Source organism: Pseudomonas sp. MF09150 (assembly GCF_059862355.1).
Genome location: NZ_JCBCUS010000001.1, coordinates 1,772,658 through 1,791,111, shown reverse-complemented (window position 1 = coordinate 1,791,111; position 18,454 = coordinate 1,772,658). Strand labels below are relative to the sequence as shown.

General features: G+C 62.6%; 17 protein-coding genes. 11 read left to right on the top strand and 6 right to left on the bottom strand.

The features are described from left to right. Nucleotides 1-28: 28 nt before the first annotated feature. Genes AC19YX_RS08050 through pelG form a run of 5 tightly spaced genes read left to right on the top strand, consistent with a single transcriptional unit; the run spans nt 29 to nt 5,768 of the window. On the top strand, nt 29-547 hold the full coding sequence (locus AC19YX_RS08050; RefSeq protein ID WP_020300236.1) for a hypothetical protein: 519 nt from the start codon (nt 29-31) through the stop codon (nt 545-547). A 5-nt stretch (nt 548-552) separates the two neighbouring features. Then, nucleotides 553-1,920, top strand: a complete 1,368-nt coding sequence (locus tag AC19YX_RS08045; protein WP_500606034.1) for a PelD GGDEF domain-containing protein — start codon at nt 553-555, stop codon at nt 1,918-1,920. Then, nucleotides 1,898-2,887, top strand: coding sequence for a HEAT repeat domain-containing protein (locus AC19YX_RS08040; protein ID WP_201130091.1), 990 nt, complete (start codon nt 1,898-1,900; stop codon nt 2,885-2,887). Before AC19YX_RS08045 ends, AC19YX_RS08040 begins: the two co-directional genes overlap by 23 nt. After that, nucleotides 2,884-4,398, top strand: a complete 1,515-nt coding sequence (pelF, locus tag AC19YX_RS08035; protein ID WP_500606033.1) for a GT4 family glycosyltransferase PelF — start codon at nt 2,884-2,886, stop codon at nt 4,396-4,398. Before AC19YX_RS08040 ends, pelF begins: the two co-directional genes overlap by 4 nt. Next, a complete protein-coding gene (gene pelG / locus AC19YX_RS08030) occupies nt 4,398-5,768 on the top strand; it encodes an exopolysaccharide Pel transporter PelG (RefSeq protein ID WP_500606032.1) in 1,371 nt (456 codons plus the stop codon). Before pelF ends, pelG begins: the two co-directional genes overlap by 1 nt. Before the next feature lie 74 nt (nt 5,769-5,842). Here the strand turns inward: pelG and AC19YX_RS08025 are convergent, their stop codons facing one another. The 3 genes from AC19YX_RS08025 to AC19YX_RS08015 form a co-directional block, all read right to left on the bottom strand. Next, nucleotides 5,843-6,481: a LysE family translocator gene (locus AC19YX_RS08025; RefSeq protein ID WP_078471064.1), complete on the bottom strand. Its 639-nt coding sequence runs from the start codon at nt 6,479-6,481 to the stop codon at nt 5,843-5,845. A 1-nt stretch (nt 6,482) separates the two neighbouring features. Beyond that, the gene (locus AC19YX_RS08020; RefSeq protein ID WP_078471065.1) at nt 6,483-7,253 is read right to left on the bottom strand and encodes a 2OG-Fe(II) oxygenase; all 771 of its coding nucleotides are present in this window, start codon (nt 7,251-7,253) and stop codon (nt 6,483-6,485) included. A gap of 107 nt (nt 7,254-7,360) precedes the next feature. Next, a complete protein-coding gene (locus AC19YX_RS08015) occupies nt 7,361-7,987 on the bottom strand; it encodes an alanyl-tRNA editing protein (RefSeq protein ID WP_078471066.1) in 627 nt (208 codons plus the stop codon). Between the two features lie 90 nt (nt 7,988-8,077). Here AC19YX_RS08015 and AC19YX_RS08010 point away from each other — a divergent pair, with 90 nt between their 5' ends. Then, nucleotides 8,078-9,076, top strand: coding sequence for a LysR family transcriptional regulator (locus AC19YX_RS08010; protein WP_500606031.1), 999 nt, complete (start codon nt 8,078-8,080; stop codon nt 9,074-9,076). Nucleotides 9,077-9,147: 71 nt separating this feature from the next. Here the strand turns inward: AC19YX_RS08010 and AC19YX_RS08005 are convergent, their stop codons facing one another. Together AC19YX_RS08005 and AC19YX_RS08000 are read right to left on the bottom strand one after the other, a co-directional pair. Next, a complete protein-coding gene (locus AC19YX_RS08005; protein WP_020300245.1) occupies nt 9,148-9,555 on the bottom strand; it encodes a PA2817 family protein in 408 nt (135 codons plus the stop codon). A gap of 88 nt (nt 9,556-9,643) precedes the next feature. Continuing rightward, nucleotides 9,644-12,091, bottom strand: a complete 2,448-nt coding sequence (locus AC19YX_RS08000; RefSeq protein WP_201130098.1) for an acyl-CoA dehydrogenase — start codon at nt 12,089-12,091, stop codon at nt 9,644-9,646. Nucleotides 12,092-12,328: 237 nt separating this feature from the next. Between AC19YX_RS08000 and AC19YX_RS07995 the strand changes: the two genes are divergently transcribed. The 4 genes from AC19YX_RS07995 to AC19YX_RS07980 all read left to right on the top strand — a co-directional run bounded on the left by AC19YX_RS07995 (nt 12,329) and on the right by AC19YX_RS07980 (nt 15,494). After that, nucleotides 12,329-12,988, top strand: coding sequence for a transglutaminase-like domain-containing protein (locus tag AC19YX_RS07995; protein ID WP_078471069.1), 660 nt, complete (start codon nt 12,329-12,331; stop codon nt 12,986-12,988). A gap of 41 nt (nt 12,989-13,029) precedes the next feature. Then, on the top strand, nt 13,030-13,653 hold the full coding sequence (locus AC19YX_RS07990) for a glutathione S-transferase family protein (RefSeq protein ID WP_078471070.1): 624 nt from the start codon (nt 13,030-13,032) through the stop codon (nt 13,651-13,653). A 132-nt stretch (nt 13,654-13,785) separates the two neighbouring features. Then, nucleotides 13,786-14,718: an ABC transporter ATP-binding protein gene (locus AC19YX_RS07985; protein WP_020300249.1), complete on the top strand. Its 933-nt coding sequence runs from the start codon at nt 13,786-13,788 to the stop codon at nt 14,716-14,718. Further along, the gene (locus AC19YX_RS07980; RefSeq protein WP_020300250.1) at nt 14,715-15,494 is read left to right on the top strand and encodes an ABC transporter permease; all 780 of its coding nucleotides are present in this window, start codon (nt 14,715-14,717) and stop codon (nt 15,492-15,494) included. The genes AC19YX_RS07985 and AC19YX_RS07980 overlap by 4 nt, the downstream gene beginning before the upstream one ends. Nucleotides 15,495-15,553: 59 nt before the next feature. On the opposite strand, the gene AC19YX_RS07975 is transcribed toward AC19YX_RS07980, so the two are convergent. After that, the gene (locus AC19YX_RS07975) at nt 15,554-16,069 is read right to left on the bottom strand and encodes a DUF2062 domain-containing protein (RefSeq protein ID WP_078471071.1); all 516 of its coding nucleotides are present in this window, start codon (nt 16,067-16,069) and stop codon (nt 15,554-15,556) included. A gap of 136 nt (nt 16,070-16,205) precedes the next feature. Between AC19YX_RS07975 and AC19YX_RS07970 the strand changes: the two genes are divergently transcribed. Beyond that, the gene (locus AC19YX_RS07970) at nt 16,206-18,437 is read left to right on the top strand and encodes a DNA internalization-related competence protein ComEC/Rec2 (RefSeq protein ID WP_500606030.1); all 2,232 of its coding nucleotides are present in this window, start codon (nt 16,206-16,208) and stop codon (nt 18,435-18,437) included. Nucleotides 18,438-18,454: the final 17 nt, after the last annotated feature.

Sequence of the window (18,454 nt, the reverse complement as noted above, 5' to 3'; positions counted from 1 at the left end):
CATGGAATGTCTACAGGAGATAAAACCTATGCAATCAATTCGTAACCTGAGCCTGGCGCTGGCCGCCCTGCTCATGGCCGGTTGCGCCAGCTTCACCAGCGAAACCAGCCCGGGCCTGCCGCGCAATGCACAGTGGGGCATCGTGCCGATGGTCAACTACTCGCAGACGCCCCAGGCCGGTGAACGCAGCGAGCAGATTCTGCTCAGTGTGCTCAGCAGCCATGGCGTGCAGCCGCAGGTCTACCCGGTCTCGACCCAGGGCGAACAGGCGCTGATGGATGACAACGAACGCCTGGCCGGTGCCCTGGATTGGGCCCGTGAGCAGAAGCTCGATTATGTGGTCGCCGGCAGCGTCGAGGAATGGCAGTACAAGAACGGTCTCGACGGCGAGCCGGCGGTAGGCATCAGCCTGCGCGTGCTGGAAGCCGGCACTGGTCGTGTGCTGTGGAGCAAGAGTGGCGCGCGCGCCGGCTGGTCCCGTGAAAGCCTGGCCGGCACTGCGCAAAAGGTGCTCGGCAAACTTGTTGGCGCCCTTCGGTTCGAGTGATCGCAATGAATTCTCCGCACATGGATTACAGCCTGGCGCCTCGCGCCAGCGGCCCGGTGTCTTGGCTGGAAACCTTCCTGGTCACCGGCCTTGCCATCGGCCTGGGGCTGTGGCTGGCCCCGAACGACCCGCTGCAGATGTTCGCGCCCTTTCCCTGGCCGGTGCTGGCGCCATTGCTGGCCGGGGTGCGCTACGGTTTTGTCCGCGGGCTGCTCAGCGCCGGGCTGTTGGTGCTGGCGGTGTTTGTCCTGCGTCATAACGGGCTTGAAGGTTATGCCGAGATCGAACCGTCATTCATTGTCGGCGTACTGGTCTGCGGGATGCTGGTGGGCGAGGTCCGGGATCTGTGGGAGCGGCGCCTGCAGCGCTTGCAGATGGCCAACACCTATCGCCAGTACCGCCTTGACGAGTTCACCCGCTCGCACCAGATCCTCAGGGTCTCCCACGACCTTCTGGAGCAGCGTGTGGCGGGCAGTGACCAGAGCCTGCGCAGCTCCCTGCTGGGCCTGCGCGACAAACTGCGGCTGATGCCGGGGCAGGGCGATGGCCTGGCGCTGTTGGCCGATGCGGTGCTGGCGGTGTTGGGCCAGTACGGCTCGTTGCGGGTGGCCGGTTTGTACCGGGTGCATGAGAACGAAAAACAGGTGCTGCCTGAGGCCTTGGCCAGCATCGGGGTCATGGGCGCACTGGATGTCGACGACGAACTGATCAAATTGTGCCTGGAGCGCGGCGAGCTGGTGAGCGTGCGTCAGGAGCTGATCGATGCCGGTCATTCGATGCAGTTTTCTTCGTTGCAGGCCTGCATCCCGTTGATCGACGCCGAAGACCGCCTGCTGGCGATCCTGGCAGTGCGGCAGATGCCGTTCTTCGCTTTCCAGGAGCGCACCTTGAGCTTGCTGGCGCTGTTGGCCGGGCACATCGCCGACCTGCTGCGTCGCGACCAACAGGTCCTGCAACTGGCGGATGCCGATGCGCAGCATTTCACCCAGCAGCTCAAGCGTTCGCTGGTGGATGTCGAGCAGCACGGCCTGACCGCCGGCCTGTTCGGTTTCGAAATGACCCGCGCCAACGACGAACTGGCGCGCCTGTTCGAACGCAGCCAGCGTGGCCTGGACCTGCAGTTGCCGTTACTCAACAGCCGAGGCAATCGCCTGCTGCTGGTGCTCCTGCCCCTGACCAGCCCGGAAGGCGGCGAAGGCTATCTGGCCCGTATCGGCCTGATGCTGCACGAGCACTTCGGCATCGACAGCGACCTGGCCAGCCTGGGTGTGCGGGTGCTGCCTTACAGCCTGGAACCTGCCGGTGAGCGTAATGAGCTGCGTAATTTCCTGTTCAATGAGTGTGGTCTGAATGATCAGCAAGTGGCTGTTTAGCGGCGCACTGCTGCTGGAAGCGGGGAGTTGGGCCAGCCTGTGGATGGTCGCCCCGCAATGGCAGCAATTCCTGGCGTTTACCCTCAGCCATGGCCTGGCCAGCGCGCTGTTGTGCGCGGCCGTGTGGCGCCTGTTGCCGGCACGCTACCGTGCGCCGCTGCCCTGGAGCCCGCTGTTTATTTTCAGCCTGGCGTTCTTTGTGCCGGTGCTGGGCACCCTGGGCGTGGTGACGGCGATCTTCCCGGCGCTGTACCTGCCGCGCAAACGCGACAAGCAGGCCTGGCAGGCGGTGGGCATTCCCACGCTGCCATTCCGCGCCCAGGTGCAATTGCATTCGCCAACCTTCGCCGATGCCGGGCTGCAGGATGTGCTGCGCCATGCGCCGGACCCGGATCAGCGCCTGGCCGGTCTGCTGGCCACCCGGCGCATGCCCGGGCGGGACGCGGTGCCGATCCTCAAGCTGGCCCTGGGCGACCCGAGCGACGATGTGCGGCTGCTGGCGTATTCGATGCTCGACAAGCAGGAAAACGACATCAACCTGCGGATCCAGCTGGCCCTCGCGCAGTTGCCCAGCGCAAACGCGCAGGCGGCGGGAGCCTTGCATGCCACCCTGGCGCGCTGGTACTGGGAGCTGGCCTACCTGGGCCTGGCCCAGGGCAGCGTGCTCGAACACGTGTTGAACCAGGCCAGTGAACATGCCGAGCAGGGCCTGCAGGCCGGCAAGGGCGGCGAATTGTTACTGCTGGCCGGGCGCATCGCCCTGGAGCGGGGCGATATTCCACGGGCCGAAGTGCTGTTGAACCAGGCCCGCGCCAGTGACATGGATGAAGCCCAGGTGCTGCCGTTCTGTGCCGAGCTGGCCTTCGAGGCCAGGCGCTACCACGAGATCGGCGGGCTGCTGGCCCGTCTGCCGGAAGACATGCGCCAGCGTCCGCCCTTCGCGGCATTGGTCAGGAGCTGGACATGAGCCATAGCGACGACACCCCGTTGACCGATATCTGCCTGCTGCTCGAAGGCACCTGGCCGTACGTGCGCGGCGGTGTTTCCAGCTGGATCCACCAGATGATCCTCGGTTTGCCGGACCTCACCTTTTCCGTGATGTTTATCGGCGGCCAGCGCGAGGCGTACACCGAGCGACGCTACGGGATTCCGGCCAATGTGCTGCATATCGAGGAGGTGTTTCTCGAGGACGCCACGCACCTCAGCGAAAGCCGGGCCGCACCGCGAGCAGCCGACGAGCAGCAACTGTCGGACCTGTACCGCTTTCTGCATCACCCGGAGCAGCCGGCGGTCGAGCTCGGTGAGCGCCTGCTGGCGAGCATCGCCCAGGGCCAACTGACCCTGGATGATGTGCTGCGCAGCCGCGCGAGCTGGGCCACCCTCAGCGAGGGCTATCGCGAGCATTGCGCCGACCCGTCGTTCGTCAATTATTTCTGGACCCTGCGCTCGATGCAGTCGCCGCTGCTGATGCTGGCCGAAGCGTCGCGGCGCATGCCCCGGGCGCGGGTGCTGCATGCGATCTCCACCGGATACGCGGGCATGCTGGGGTGCATTCTCAAGCAGCGCTGGAATTGCGCCTACCTGCTCAGCGAGCACGGCATCTACACCAAGGAACGCAAGATCGACCTGGCCCAGGCCAGCTGGATCGCCGAGAGTTCGGGCCAGGCGCTGAACGGCAGCCTGGATGCGGGTTCGGGTTATATCCGCACCTTGTGGGTACGGTTTTTCGAACGCATCGGGCAACTGACCTACAACAGCGCCGACCAGATCATCGCCCTGTACGACGGCAACCGCCAACGGCAGATCAAGGACGGTGCCGACCCGGCGCGGACCCAGGTGATCCCCAACGGCATCGACCTGCCGCAATGGAGCGCGGCCCTTGAGGCGCGCGCGCCGGGCATCGCCCCGGTGGTGGGGCTGATCGGCCGTGTGGTGCCGATCAAGGATGTCAAAACCTTCCTGCGGGCCATGCGCGGGGTGATCAGCGCCATGCCCGAGGCCGAGGGCTGGATTGTCGGCCCGGAAGAAGAAGACCCGGAATACGTCAGCGAATGCCGCAGCCTGATGGCCAGCCTGGGGCTGGAAGGCAAGGTGCATTTCCTCGGTTTCCAGCGCATCCAGGACATCCTGCCGCAGTTGGGCCTGATGGTGTTGACCTCCATCAGCGAGGCGCAACCCCTGGTGATTCTCGAAGCCTGGGCCGCCGGGACGCCGGTGGTCAGCAGTGACGTCGGTTCGTGCCGCGAGCTGATCGAAGGCGGCAGCGCCGAAGACCGTGACCTGGGCAGCGCGGGCAAGGTGGTGGCGATTGCCGACCCCCAGGCCACCTGTGCGGCGATCCTCGAGCTGCTGCGCAGTCCGGCGAGCTGGCAGGCGGCCCAGGCCAGTGGCCTGCTGCGCGTGACCCGTTATTACACCGAGGCCTTGATGCTCAAGCGCTATCGCGAGCTGTACCAGACTGCCATGGAGAATTGCTAATGGCCGGGATCGGCTTCGAACTGCGGAAAATCCTCTCCCGGGATTCCTACACCGCCACCCTGCACGCCTATGTCTATGCCGGGCTGATCAGCTCGGGGCCCTGGGTCCTGTCGATTGTCAGCGTGATGCTGGTGGGCATCATCAGCCTTGGCCTGCTGTTGCCCGATGTGCTGGTGCGGCAGTTTCTGGTGACGGTCACTTACCTGATGGCCACCTCGCTGATCCTCACCGGCGGCTTGCAGCTGTTTTTCACCCGCTTCGTTTCCGACCGATTGTTCGAGCGGCGCTTTGAGCAGATCCTGCCCAACCTGCTGGGGGTGTTGTTGCTGGTGACCCTGGCGGCGGGAATCCTCGTTACGTTGATCCTGGCGCTGCTGTTCGATCAGCCTCTGATCTACCGGTTGCTGGTGCTGGCGAACTTCGTGGTGCTGTGCAACCTGTGGCTGGTGATCATCTTCCTGTCGGGGATGAAGGCCTATAACCGCATCCTGCTGGTGATGCTGGTGGGCTATACGCTGATGGTGGTCAGCGCCTACCTGCTGAGTTTCCTGCAGATGCCCGGGCTGCTGCTGGCGTTGTTGATTGGCCATAGCACGCTGCTGTTCCTGTTCCTGTACGACATCCTGCGCGAGTACCGCGCCGAGAAACTGATCGCCTTCGATTTCCTAGAGCGCCGCCAGGTATTCCTCAGTCTGTTGGCCACCGGCTTCTTCTATAACCTGGGAATCTGGATCGACAAGTTCATGTTCTGGTTCAACCCCGGGACCTCGGGGCAGGTGATCGGCCCGTTGCGCGCATCGATCCTCTATGACTTGCCGATCTTTATCGCGTACCTGGCGATCATCCCCGGCATGGCGGTGTTCCTGGTGCGCATCGAAACCGACTTCGCCGAATGGTACGACCGCCTGTTCCGGGCGATTCGCGATGGCGAGACGCTGCAACACATCGGCCAGTTGAAAACCGAAATGACCTTGTCGATTCGTCAGGGGCTGCTGGAAATCTGCAAGGTGCAGGGGCTGACGGTGGTGCTGCTGTTTCTGTTTGCCCCGCGTCTGCTGGACTGGCTGGGGATCTCCAGTTACTACCTGCCGCTGTTCTACATCGACCTGGTGGGGGTGAGTATCCAGGTGGTATTCATGGCCTTGCTCAACGTGTTTTTCTACCTCGACAAGCGCACCGTGGTCCTGGAGTTGTGCGTGTTGTTCGCGGTGTTGAACGCAGTCCTGACCCTGTTCAGCCAGTACCTGGGCCCGAGCTTCTTCGGCTATGGGTTCACCCTGTCGCTGCTGGTGTGCGTGCTGCTGGGGCTGCATCGTCTTTCCAGTGCCCTGGAAGACCTGGAGTACGACACTTTCATGCTGTCGCGCTGAATCTTCAGCACACGCGGAAACCAAAAAGGCCCGTCGGCAAACATTGCCGGCGGGCCTTTTTGGTATGCGTGAGGCTACATCGACAGGATCAGGCGCCCGGCGAAAAGAATCAAGATCACCCCCATGCAGCGTTCGAACCAATGCCCCAGGCGCATGAACAACTGGCGCACGCGGGCGCTGGAAAAGAACAGTGCGACGATGATGAACCACAGCGCGTTGACCATGCACATCCACATCCCGTACAGCGCCTGAATCTTCAGGGGCGTGCTGGCGCTGATGACCGTGGTGAAAATCGCCAGGAAAAACAGCGTGGCCTTGGGGTTGGTGGCGTTGGTCAGAAAGCCGGTCATAAAGGCTTTGCCCAGCGTCTGCTGTTGCGCCGGTTCGACACTATCGTTGCTGCCTTCTACGGCGGTCTTGGGTTTGCTGCGCAACAGGCTGATCCCCAGGTACAGGATGTAGGCCCCGCCGATCACCTTGGCCACCGTCAGCAGCCAGGGCGTGGTGTGCATCAGCGCGCCGACCCCCAGCAGGGTGTACAGCACGTGTACGGAAATACCGGCGCCAATGCCAATGGCGGTGCACAGCCCGACCATTCGCCCGAAACGCACGCTCTGGCGGATGGTCACCGCAAAGTCCGGGCCGGGGGCGACCACGGCCAGGAAGTGGATGGTCGCCAGGGCGAGGAATTCGCCAAGATAGTTGGAAAGCATTTCAACTCCAGAAAGTCAGGGGCGACGAGTTGCCGCGGTAGCCGACAAAGAACGACAGGCTCAGGCGCGGCGCAGCGATGCCGGGCGTGACCGAGTGCATGCGTCGTGAATTGAACATGATGAAATCCCCGGGCTCGGGCAGGATTTCCAGGGTCGGCGGGCCGAGCAGGGCAGGGTCGATGCCGTAGCTGTCGCCGCGCATTTCGTCGAACTGGTCGGGGGAAATATCGTGGTCCCACATCTGCAAGGCGCCCCCGGCGTCGGGCATGTTCAGGTAGACGTTGCAGGCAAACTGCGCTTCCAGGCTGCGGGCCTGAAAGCTCTCCGGCGCGTCCTTGGCGAAGATGTCGTGGTGAGCCAGAAAGCACACGCCGGGTTTGACCACGCGCGACAGGCCGACGTACATCTTGCGTCCGTAGAGGTTCTCCAGGTGGGCGCCGGCGGGCCAGGATTCGTCGAGCATGCAGCGCAGGGTGTCGACGGGGGAGGCGAAGGGCGCGCAGCGATTGCGCAGTTCGGTGATGTTGGAGGTGGCGCGCTCGAAGTAGTCCTCGATCAGCAGCGGCTGGTTTTCCGCTTCGTAGAACGCCATGCCGATGCGCCCGATGCTGGGGGCATTGATATAGCCTTCAAAGCCGGGGGCGAGAATCTTGTCGCCCAGTTCGATCGCCTGGGGCTGGCCCAGGAAGTTTTTCAGCCTCAGGGCGAGCACTTCCTCGTTGGCCAGTTTTTTTATGCACGTTTCATCGAGCCGCTCGACGTCAAGCATCATGTCCTAGATCCCTCTATTAGATAGTCCTGGGGACCGCGCACGCGCAATCCCCCCTTGCTTCAGGCGATGAGTCGCGCGTGATGTCTGCAGCGACATCGCTGAATGAGTCAGTCCACGCTGTAGTGAACCGAGAGCGTGCCCTTCTTGTTGGAAAGGGAAGCGATATTGACTGTGCCCAACTCCTGTAGGCGCTTGACATGAGTGCCGCCGCATCCGTAGGCAGGCAACTCGCCGAAGCCGATTTCCCGCGAGCCTTCGCGTAGGGAAATCAGGCGTGGCAGGTCATTGTCGATCCATTGTTCGAGGGCGTGCTGAATGGTCGCGGTGTCGAAATCCTGAGGGTTTTCCCCGGGTTTGAATGACACCCGACCTTCGCCCGGCCAGTGGTGGGCCTTGGTCGGTATCCAGCCCAGGGTTTCGGCGAAGTGGCCGATCAGGTGGCCGGCCGAGTGCATCCGGGTATTGAATTGGCGTCGCTGGGGGTCGACCTGGATCTGAATCATCCCCGGTTTCACCGGCTGGTCGACGTAATGCACGATGCGCTCCGGTTCCTGGACTACTTTCAGTACCTGGCTTTCGCCGATCCAGCCGGTGTCGCAGGGTTGTCCGCCGCCTTGAGGATGGAAAAGGGTGGCGCGCAGCACGACCGCAAAGTGGTCCTCGTGAGCGCTGCACTCGAGAACTTCCACGTTGGCCTTGAGTTCATCGCTGTGGAAGAAGAGGCGAAGCGTCATATTCCCGGCTCTTATTAAAATTGAATTTTTAATTATATGAAGGGGCTGATTGCGTGATAATCCATTCAAACATCAAAGGACTGTTGCGTTGTGAGCATAAATCTCCCGCTGCCGCTGCTGGGTGAAATGGCGATTTTCGTCAAAGTCGTGGAGACCGGAAGCTTCTCGGAGGCCTCTCGGCAACTGGGCTCGTCGCCCTCGGCGGTGAGCCGCAGCATCTCCCGTCTGGAAAAGGCCCTGGCCACGCGTTTGCTGCAACGCACCACGCGCAAGCTGCGGTTGAGCGAAGGCGGAGAGGAGGTGTTCAAGCGTTGTAGCGAGATGGTCAGCGCCGCCAAGTCAGTGATGGAGATCAGCGGCCAGTTCACCCACGAGGCCGAAGGATTGGTGCGTATCAGCGTGCCCAAGGCCGTGGGGCGGTTTGTCGTGCACCCCTATATGCCGGAATTTCTGCGCCGTTATCCCAAAGTGGATGTGGAGTTGCTGCTGGAGGATCGCAGCGTCGATCTGATCGACGATAACGTCGACCTGGCGATCCGCATCACCGATCGGCCGCCGGCGGGGCTGGTGGGGCGCCAGTTGTTGACCATCGATCACATCCTCTGCGCGACACCCCATTACCTGGCGCAGCATGGCACCCCCAGCCACCCCCATGACCTGCTCGATCACAGTTGCATCTACCTGGGAGAAACCCCGAGCGACGCCCGCTGGAAATTCAAGAAAGGCTCGAAAGCGGTGACCGTGGGCGTCCGCGGGCGCTACGCAGCCAATCATACCGGCGTGCGCCTGGGCGCGGTGCTGGAGCATATCGGCATCGGCAGCCTGCCTTATTTCACCGCGCGCCATGCCCTGGCCCAGGGGCTGATCGTGCAGGTACTGCCGGACTGGACCTTCCACGCCTCCTACCACGGCGGCGCCTGGCTGCTGCATTCACCGACCCGTTATCTGCCCCCCAAGTTGCGGGTGTTTATCGACTACCTGGTGGAGTGCCTGGCCAAGGAGCCGACCTTGAGCAAGCCGGGCAAGCAGGGCGACGCGATGCGGGTTGCGGGTAAATACGAATTGCCCGAGTGCGACGGCCTGCTCTAGGGCGCCGGTTCCAGCATAAAAAAAGGCCCGCCGGGGTTACCGTGCGGGCCTTTTTAGCAAGCGATTCGGGCTCAGTGCTTGCTGTCCTGGGCGGAGAGCGCCAGCAGCTGTTTTTCCTGGTTCCAATCGAACGGCTCGTCATTCTGCTCCGCTTCGAAGCGACGCTCTTCGAGGGCCTGGTACAGGTCGATTTCTTCATCGGGCATGTAGTGCAGGCAGTCACCGGCGAAGAACCACAGCAAATCCCGCGGCACCAGGTGTGCCACTTGTGGATAACGCTGGATGACCTGGCACATCAGGTCCTGGCCCAGGTACTGGCTTTCGATCGGGTCGACCGGCAGCAGGGCACGCAGTTCGTCGAAACGTTCCAGAAACAGGGCGTGGCTTTCTTCGGGAACCTGCTCGGCTTCACCTACCGCGACCAGAATGCTGCGCAGGTGGTCAAGCAGGACAAGATGATCGGCGACGACGTTGGACATGACATAAGTCCTCAAGAGCAAAACGGGCGCGGGAGTATATAGCTCCGGCGCCCGGTTTCATAATCGCCCCGCTGCGAGGCGATCTGGCTTAGCGGATTTTCCCCTCGCTCAAGGTCAACTCTTCCTTGGCGAAATCATCCACATCAATCACGCGGCGGCGCGCAGCTTCTGCGTCACGCAGGGTCTGGGCTTCCCCAGGCTGCAGGACGCCGGCTTGCAGCGCGGCGTCGATGGCATGTTCACCCGCGGCAGGTTTGACCTGGCCGCTTTTGAGCGCCTCGTGGAGTTTTTTCTGCAGCGGATGGCTGGCGCCCAGCAAGTCATAGGCGTGTTGCAGGGCACCCACCGGGTCGTCGCTCGATTGCGGGCGATAACAGCCGGCGAGCACCGCTTCCAGCGCCGGGTCACCTTTGGCCCGGCCCAGGATGGCCGCGACTTCAGCGTCCAGCGTGTCCGAAGGCCCGGTGTGACGACGGCCAAAGGGAAATACCACCACTCGCAACAGGCAGCCGAGAATCCGGCTCGGGAAGTTGCTCAGCAGTTCATCCAGTGCGCGTTCGGAATGCCCCAGGCTTTCCTCCATGGCCCAGGCGAACAGCGGCTGCAGGTATTCCGGCGAGTCGAGATCGTGATATCGCTTGAGCGCCGCCGAGGCCAGGTACATATGGCTGAGCACGTCGCCCAGGCGCGCCGAGAGGCGTTCACGACGCTTCAATTCGCCACCCAGCAGCATCATGCTCAGGTCGGCCAGCATGGCAAACGCCGCTGCCTGCCGGTTGAGGGCGCGGAAATAGCCCTGGCTGAGCTTGTCGCCGGGGGCCTGTTCGAGGTGCCCGAAGCCGAGGTTCAGCACCAGGGTGCTGGCGGCGTTGCTCACCGCAAACCCAATGTGGTCGAGCAGCAGGCCGTCGAATTCGCGCAGGGCCTGATCCTTGTCTTCACGCCCGGCCAGGGCCATTTCCTTGAGCACGAACGGATGGCAGCGAATCGCTCCCTGGCCAAAGATCATCAGGTTGCGCGACAGGATATTCGCGCCTTCCACGGTGATGAAGATCGGTGCGCCCTGCCAGCTGCGGCCCAGATAGTTGTTCGGGCCCATGATGATGCCCTTGCCGCCGTGCACATCCATGGCGTGGCTGATGCATTCGCGGCCGCGTTCGGTCAGGTGGTACTTGAGGATGGCCGAGAGCACCGAGGGTTTTTCCCCGAGGTCGACGGCATTGGCGGTCAGCATGCGCGCGCTGTCCATCAGCCAGGCGTTGCCGCCGATGCGCGCCAGGGCTTCCTGGATACCTTCGAAGGCGGCCAGGGGCACATTGAACTGCTCACGCACCTGGGCGTACTGGCCGGTCACCAGGCTGGTGAACTTGGCCGCGCCGGTGCCCACCGCCGGCAGGGAGATGGAGCGCCCGACCGACAGGCAGTTCATCAGCATCATCCAGCCCTTGCCGAGCATTTCCTGGCCGCCGATCAGGAATTCGAGGGGGATGAACACATCCTTGCCCGAGTTCGGGCCATTCATGAACGCCGCGCCCAGGGGCAGGTGGCGCCGGCCGATGTCGACACCCGGGGTTTCGGTCGGGATCAATGCCAGGCTGATGCCCAGGTCTTCCTTGTCGCCCAGCAGGTGGTCCGGGTCATAGGCCTTGAAGGCCAGGCCAAGCAACGTGGCAACCGGGCCGAGGGTGATGTAGCGCTTTTCCCAGTTCAGGCGCAGGCCGAGGGTTTCCTCGCCTTGCCATTGTCCTTTGCAGATCACCCCGGTATCGGGCATCGCACCGGCGTCGGAGCCGGCCAACGGGCCGGTCAGGGCGAAGCAGGGAATATCGTCGCCACGGGCCAGCCGCGGCAGGTAGTGGTTGCGTTGCTCGTCAGTGCCGTAGTGCAGCAGCAATTCGGCCGGGCCGAGGGAGTTGGGAACCATCACGGTGGAGGCGAGGTCGCCACTGCGGGTCGCCAGCTTCATCGCCACTTGCGAGTGGGCGTAGGCGGAAAAGCCCTTGCCGCCGAACTCCTTGGGAATGATCAGGGCAAAGAAGCCATGTTGCTTGATGTGGTCCCAGGCTTCAGGCGGCAGATCCATGGATTGGCCGATCTGCCAATCGCTGACCATGGCGCAGAGCTCTTCGGTCGGGCCATCGATAAAGGCCTGTTCCTCTTCGCTCAGCTGGGCTTTGGGGTAGGCCAGCAGGGTGTCCCAATTCGGCCGCCCGCTGAACAATTCGCCGTCCCACCAGACGGTGCCGGCATCGATGGCGTCGCGTTCGGTCTGCGACATCGGTGGCAATACTTTTTGAAACCAATTGAACAGCGGCGCGCTGAAATGCTTGCGCCGCAGGTCAGGCAGCAGCAACGGCGCGGCAACGGCCGCCAGCAGCACCCAGAAAATCAGCAGCAGCCAGCCTGGCGCGTGGCTGAATGCGCCCATGGCCAACAGGTAAACGGCGACCACACCCAGGGCGGGCAGGGGGGCGATGCGCCGGTGTGCCAGATAGGCAATACCGACCACCAGAACCAGTATCCACAACAACAGCATATTTAATCCTCCGTGAAACCAGGGGCAAAATCACCCTCAGAGCTTAGTCGGCATCCGATAAAACGGGTGATCAGCGCGGTACCTTTGAATCGGTAAGAAATAGCCGACAGACAACGTCAGGCGGGTTCTTGAGTGGGGTGCAGCACACAGCGCCAGGCACTGATAATTGGCCGAAACGTCGTTATCTCTGGGCCGGATGCCTGGTTAGACTCCAGGTTTGCGCCGGAGACCAGCCTCATGCATCAGTACCTGAGCCCCAGCCGCTTCATCGATAGTGACCACCCAGCGGTGGTGGAGTTCGCCGAAACTCATCGAGGTTCCAGTCGTGACCCTCGACAGCAGGCGATAAGCCTCTACTACGCGGTTCGCGAAGCGGTGCGCTACAACCCCTACACCTTCAGTCTCGATCCCCAGACCCTGTGCGGCAGCTACGCGTTGCAGGCTGGCGAAAGCTACTGCGTGCCCAAGGCCACCCTGCTTGCCGGTTGTGCCCGGCAGTGCGCGATACCGGCGCGGATCGGCCTGGCCGACGTGCGCAATCATCTGTCGACTCCGCGCCTGCTGGAGTTGCTGCGCAGCGATGTGTTTGCCATGCACGGCTATACCGAGCTGTACCTGGAAGGCCGTTGGGTCAAGGCCACACCTGCCTTCAACGAAGGTTTGTGCACCCTGTTCGATGTGGCGCCGCTGGAGTTCGACGGGGTGCACGACAGCGTGTTCCACCCGTTCAACCGTCAGGGCGCGCCGCTGATGGAGTATCTGGTGGACCACGGCCAGTTCCCCGATGTGCCCGAGACCTTCTTCTTTGCCCACCTGGAAAAATGCTATCCCCACCTGTTTGGCGAGCAGCAACCCCAGCTGTTGGGGGACATGCAGAGTGATTTGAGTCGCGGCTGATCCGGCGTAGACTGCTGCGCACTCACTATTTAGGAGCGGTCATGCTGAAGATCTGGGGTCGGAAAAACTCATCGAACGTCAGGAAGGCACTGTGGTGCGCCGAGGAACTGGGGCTGAGCTACCAGGCCTTGGATGCCGGAGGCGCCTTTGGTGTGGTGGACACTCCTGAATACCGGGCGATGAATCCCAACGGGCGGATTCCGTTGATCGAGGACGACGGTTTCGTGCTCTGGGAATCCAACACTATCGTGCGCTACCTGGCCGCGCGCCACGCCGCCGATTCGTCCTGGTACCCCGCTGATCCCCAGGCCCGAGCCAGCGCCGAGAAGTGGATGGACTGGACCACCTCGACCTTTGCCGAACCGTTCCGGCATCTGTTCTGGGGCGTGTTGCGCACTCCTGCGGCGGAGCAGGACTGGGTCAAGATCAACGCTGCGCTGAAAACTTGCGGTGATCTGTTGCAGGTGGTCGATCAGGCACTGGCGCAGCATCCGTACCTCTCCGGCGAGGAAATCGGTGTCGGCGATATTCCCCTCGGCAGCTTTATTTATGCCTGGTTCGAGATGCCCGTCGAGCGGCCGCAGATGCCCAATCTAGAGGCCTGGTATCAACGTTTGAAGGCGCGTCCGGCGTATCGCCTGGCGGTCATGACCGCGTTGACTTAATACTGACTATCACTACGCGTGACTGTACTTGTGCGGCGTCGCCAAGCAACATTGCCGGGTTCGACGCCGTTGTAATTGCAACGGTGCGCCCTTATTTATTCTCTTTCCCCCTTCTTGGTGCATGAATCCGATATGAGTTCCGCTCTGTCCATCCGGCAGTTAACCAAAACCTACGGCAACGGTTTCCAGGCCCTGAGTGGTATCGATCTGGACGTCGCCGAAGGTGACTTTTTTGCCTTGCTCGGCCCCAACGGTGCCGGTAAATCCACCACCATCGGCATCCTCTCGACCCTGGTGAACAAGACCAGCGGTACGGTGAACATCTTCGGCCACGACCTGGATCGTCAACCGGCCGCGCTCAAGCGCTGCATTGGCGTGGTGCCGCAGGAATTCAACTTCAACCAGTTCGAAAAGACCTTCGACATCGTCGTGACCCAGGCGGGCTACTACGGCATCCCGGCGAAAATCGCCAAGGAGCGCGCCGAGCAGTACCTGACCCAGCTTGGCCTGTGGGACAAGCGCGATGTGCCCTCACGCTCGCTGTCCGGTGGGATGAAGCGGCGTCTGATGATCGCCCGGGCCCTGGTGCACGAGCCGCGGCTGTTGATTCTCGACGAACCGACGGCTGGCGTGGACATCGAGCTGCGGCGTTCGATGTGGACCTTCCTCACCGAACTGAACCAGAAAGGCATCACCATCATCCTCACCACCCATTACCTGGAAGAGGCTGAACAGCTGTGCCGCAACATCGGCATCATCGACCACGGCACCATCGTCGAGAACACCAGCATGCGTAACCTGCTGGGTCAGTTGCATGTGGAAACCTTCCTGCTCGATCTGAAAAACGACATGCAGGTGGCGCCGCAACTGATCGGTTACCCGAACCGTCTGGTCGACAGCCACACCCTCGAAGTGCAGGTCGACAAAGCCGTGGGCATCACTGCGTTGTTCGGGCAGTTGGCATTGCAGAACATCGAAGTCCTGAGCCTGCGTAATAAAACCAATCGCCTTGAGGAGTTGTTCGTGTCCCTGGTGGAGAAAAACTTGTCGAAGGTGGCGGTATGAGTTCCGAGCTGCAGCCCAACCTTGTCGCGCTCAATACCATTGTCTACCGCGAGGTGCGGCGGTTTACCCGGATCTGGCCCCAGACCCTGCTGCCGCCGGCGATCACCATGGTTCTGTACTTCGTGATCTTCGGCAATCTGATCGGTCGGCAAATCGGCGATATGGGTGGTTTCACCTATATGGAGTACATCGTGCCGGGGCTGATCATGATGTCGGTGATCACCAACTCCTACGGCAACGTGGTGTCGAGCTTCTTCGGCAGCAAGTTTCAGCGCTCCATCGAGGAACTGATGGTATCGCCGGTGTCGCCGCACACCATTCTGATCGGCTACACCCTGGGCGGCGTGCTGCGCGGGTTGATGGTCGGGGTGATCGTGACCTTGCTCTCGCTGTTCTTTACCCATTTGCAGGTGCATCACTTGGGCCTGACGATCCTGGTGGTGGTGCTGACGGCGACGATCTTCTCCCTGTTGGGCTTTATCAACGCCGTGTTTGCGCGCAACTTCGACGATATATCGATTATCCCGACCTTCGTCCTGACGCCACTGACGTACCTGGGCGGGGTGTTCTACTCCATTACCCTGCTGCCGCCGTTCTGGCAGACCGTGTCCCTGGCCAACCCGGTGCTGCACATGGTCAATGCCTTCCGGTACGGCATCCTGGGTGTTTCGGACATCAAGATCAGCGTGGCCATCACCTTTATGCTGGTGGCGACCGTGGTCCTGTACATTGGGTGCGCGCGGTTGCTGGTCAGCGGGCGCGGCATGCGCCAGTAGGCGTCATGGCCACGACCGTTGCATGAAAAAGGCCTCCCATGTGGAGGCCTTTTTGCATTTCAGGAGCGGCTGCGCTTGCGGCGCTTCCATTGTCGAGCCACCCACCAGCGCCAATAGAGCATCGTCAGGCAATAGGCGAGGGCGCCAAGCACCACGCCGGCCACCACCGAACCCAGCAGGAATGGTTGCCACAGGGTCGAGAGCTGGCTGCTGATCCATTCCCAGGTCAGCTCATCGGGCAGGCTGCGAGGCGGTACATTCATCAGCCAGGCGCCGAGCTGGTAAGTGCAGAAGAACACGGGAGGCATGGTGATGGGGTTGGTCAGCCACACCAGGCTGACTGCAATCGGCATATTGCCGCGCACCGTCACCGCGAGCACGGCGGCGAGCAGCATCTGCATCGGTATCGGGATAAAGGCCGCGAACAGACCCACGGCCATGGCTCGGGCCACCGAGTGCCGGTTCAGGTGCCAGAGGTTCGGGTCATGCAGCAGGGTGCCTAGAAAGCGTAAGGACTTGTGTTCCCTGATGCTGCTCGGATCGGGCATGTAACGTCTGATTAAGCGCCGGGGCATAAGGCTTCTCGGTCGGTTCGAGGGGCAAGTATGCCCGGATTCTACGAGGCGCCCATTCAGACTTTGTGACAAATGATATAGCGGTGGCGGCCGCCGCTGAGCTAAGCCAGGAGAGGGGATTCTCAAGGACTGGCTTATGCGCACAGGGATGTTGGCGCTGGCTACGGGGCTGCTGACGCTGCGTTTTCTGCCGCAGTTGCCGCCTGGCTGGCTGTTGTGGCCGATGCCGTTACTGGCATTGATGCTGTTGCCGTTTCGCAGTTATCCGCTGGCTTTTTGGCTGCTTGGCTTCAGTTGGGCCTGCATCAGCGCGCAGTGGGCGTTGAATGACCGTCTGTCGCTTGAGCTCGACGGCCAGACCCGCTGGCTTGAAGGGCGGGTCAGCGGCTTGCCGCAGCAGGTGGACCGCGTGGTGCGTTTTGAGTTGGAAGAGGCCCGCTCCAGGCGCGGGCGCTTGCCGCAGCGTCTGCGCCTTGCCTGGTATGGCGGGCCGCCGATTCACGCCGGCCAGCGCTGGCGGCTGGCGGTCAAACTCAAGCGTCCGGTGGGGCTGCTCAATGTGCAAGGCTTTGACTATGAGGCCTGGTTGTTTGCCCAGCGCATCGGTGCCACCGGCACGGTCAAGGACGGCCAGTTACTGCGCTCCGCCCGCACGCCCTGGCGTGATGACCTGCGCCGGCGTCTGCTGGAAGTCGATGCCCAAGGCCGCGAAGGCGGCCTGGTGGCCCTGGTGCTGGGCGACGGATCAGGTCTGACGAGGGAGGACTGGCGGGTGCTGCAGGACACCGGCACCGTGCACTTGATGGTGATTTCCGGGCAGCACATCAGCCTCCTGGCCGGGGTGATCTACGCCGCGGTTGCAGGGCTGGCACGCTACGGGCTGTGGCCACGACGCGTGCCCTGGCTGCCGTGGGCCTGTGCGCTGGCTTTTGCCGCTGTGCTGGGTTACGGGCTGTTGGCGGGGTTCGATGTGCCGGTGCAGCGCGCTTGCGTGATGGTCGGCCTGGTATTGCTCTGGCGCCTGCGCTTTCGCCATCTGGGGGCCTGGTGGCCGCTGCTGCTGGCATTGAATGCGCTGTTGTTGTGGGAGCCGCTGGCCAGCCTGCAGCCGGGATTCTGGTTGTCTTTTGCCGCGGTGGCGGTGCTGATCTTCACCTTTGGCGGGCGATTGGGGGCGTGGCGCTGGTGGCAGGCCTGGACCCGTGCCCAATGGCTGATTGCAATCGGCCTGTGCCCCGTGTTGCTGGCGTTGGGGCTGCCTATCAGTCTCAGCGGCCCCTTGGCCAACTTGCTGGCGGTGCCCTGGGTCAGCCTGGTGGTGTTGCCTCCGGCCCTGCTCGGGACCTTGCTGCTGCCGCTGCCGCCTGTGGGCGAAGGGTTGCTGTGGTTGGCCGGTGGATTGCTCGACGGCTTGTTCTGGGCCCTGGCACTGGTGGCCGGCTACTGGCCGGCCTGGGTCGCACCGCTGATTCCGTTCTGGGCCTGGGTGATCAGCACCTTGGGCGCACTGTTGCTTTTATTGCCCAAGGGCCTGCCGATGCGCCTGCTGGGTTGGCCGATGTTGTTGCTGGCGGTGTATCCGCCGGGCAACCGCGTGCCCGAAGGACAGGTCGAAGTCTGGCAACTGGATGTCGGACAGGGCCTGGCGGTTATTCTGCGCACCCGCGATCACGCGATGTTGTACGACGCCGGCCCGCGCTTTGGCGACTTCGACCTGGGCGAACGCGTGGTGCTGCCGGCCCTGGGGCAACTGGCGATCCGGCGCCTGGATCTGTTGTTGCTCAGTCATGCCGATGCCGACCACGCGGGCGGAGCCTTGGCGGTTCAGCGCGGCTTGCCCGTGGCTGAGGTCGTCAGTGGTGAGCCGAGTGCCTTGCCCGCCGGCTTGCAGGCCGGTCCTTGCGAAAGCGGACGCGGTTGGCAGTGGAATGGGGTGAACTTCAGGCTCTGGCAGGCACTCGACGGGGCGACCGGCAACCAGCGTTCCTGTGTGCTGCAAGTCGAGGCCAATGGCGAGCGCCTGTTGCTGACGGGAGATATCGACACCTGGGCCGAAGCCCGATTGCTCGCCGGGCCATTGGCAGTTGCTACCGACTGGTTGCAGGCGCCGCACCATGGCAGTCGCAGTTCGTCATCCATGGCCTTGTTGCAGCAGTTGTCACCGGAGGCGGTACTGATTTCCCGGGGCCACGGCAACAGTTTTGGCCACCCGCACCCCGAGGTGCTGGAGCGTTATCGGCGGCTCGGAAGCGAGGTGTACGACAGCGCGCGCCACGGCGCCCTGAGGCTGCAATTGGGCGCTTTCAGCGCGCCGCAGGTGATGCGCGCGCAACCCAGGTTTTGGCGCCAGGCGTCAGCATCTCCTTAAATAGCCGTGAGTTATTA

Bases quoted from the DNA above. Each gene is read 5' to 3' on its own strand.
- AC19YX_RS08050 (WP_020300236.1), top strand. From the start codon at position 29: ATGCAATCAATTCGTAACCTGAGCCTGGCGCTGGCCGCCCTGCTCATG.
- AC19YX_RS08045 (WP_500606034.1), top strand. From the start codon at position 553: ATGAATTCTCCGCACATGGATTACAGCCTGGCGCCTCGCGCCAGCGGC.
- AC19YX_RS08040 (WP_201130091.1), top strand. From the start codon at position 1,898: ATGATCAGCAAGTGGCTGTTTAGCGGCGCACTGCTGCTGGAAGCGGGG.
- pelF (WP_500606033.1), top strand. From the start codon at position 2,884: ATGAGCCATAGCGACGACACCCCGTTGACCGATATCTGCCTGCTGCTC.
- pelG (WP_500606032.1), top strand. From the start codon at position 4,398: ATGGCCGGGATCGGCTTCGAACTGCGGAAAATCCTCTCCCGGGATTCC.
- AC19YX_RS08025 (WP_078471064.1), bottom strand. From the start codon at position 6,481: ATGCTTTCCAACTATCTTGGCGAATTCCTCGCCCTGGCGACCATCCAC.
- AC19YX_RS08020 (WP_078471065.1), bottom strand. From the start codon at position 7,253: ATGATGCTTGACGTCGAGCGGCTCGATGAAACGTGCATAAAAAAACTG.
- AC19YX_RS08015 (WP_078471066.1), bottom strand. From the start codon at position 7,987: ATGACGCTTCGCCTCTTCTTCCACAGCGATGAACTCAAGGCCAACGTG.
- AC19YX_RS08005 (WP_020300245.1), bottom strand. From the start codon at position 9,555: ATGTCCAACGTCGTCGCCGATCATCTTGTCCTGCTTGACCACCTGCGC.
- AC19YX_RS08000 (WP_201130098.1), bottom strand. From the start codon at position 12,091: ATGCTGTTGTTGTGGATACTGGTTCTGGTGGTCGGTATTGCCTATCTG.
- AC19YX_RS07995 (WP_078471069.1), top strand. From the start codon at position 12,329: ATGCATCAGTACCTGAGCCCCAGCCGCTTCATCGATAGTGACCACCCA.
- AC19YX_RS07990 (WP_078471070.1), top strand. From the start codon at position 13,030: ATGCTGAAGATCTGGGGTCGGAAAAACTCATCGAACGTCAGGAAGGCA.
- AC19YX_RS07985 (WP_020300249.1), top strand. From the start codon at position 13,786: ATGAGTTCCGCTCTGTCCATCCGGCAGTTAACCAAAACCTACGGCAAC.
- AC19YX_RS07980 (WP_020300250.1), top strand. From the start codon at position 14,715: ATGAGTTCCGAGCTGCAGCCCAACCTTGTCGCGCTCAATACCATTGTC.
- AC19YX_RS07975 (WP_078471071.1), bottom strand. From the start codon at position 16,069: ATGCCCCGGCGCTTAATCAGACGTTACATGCCCGATCCGAGCAGCATC.
- AC19YX_RS07970 (WP_500606030.1), top strand. From the start codon at position 16,206: ATGCGCACAGGGATGTTGGCGCTGGCTACGGGGCTGCTGACGCTGCGT.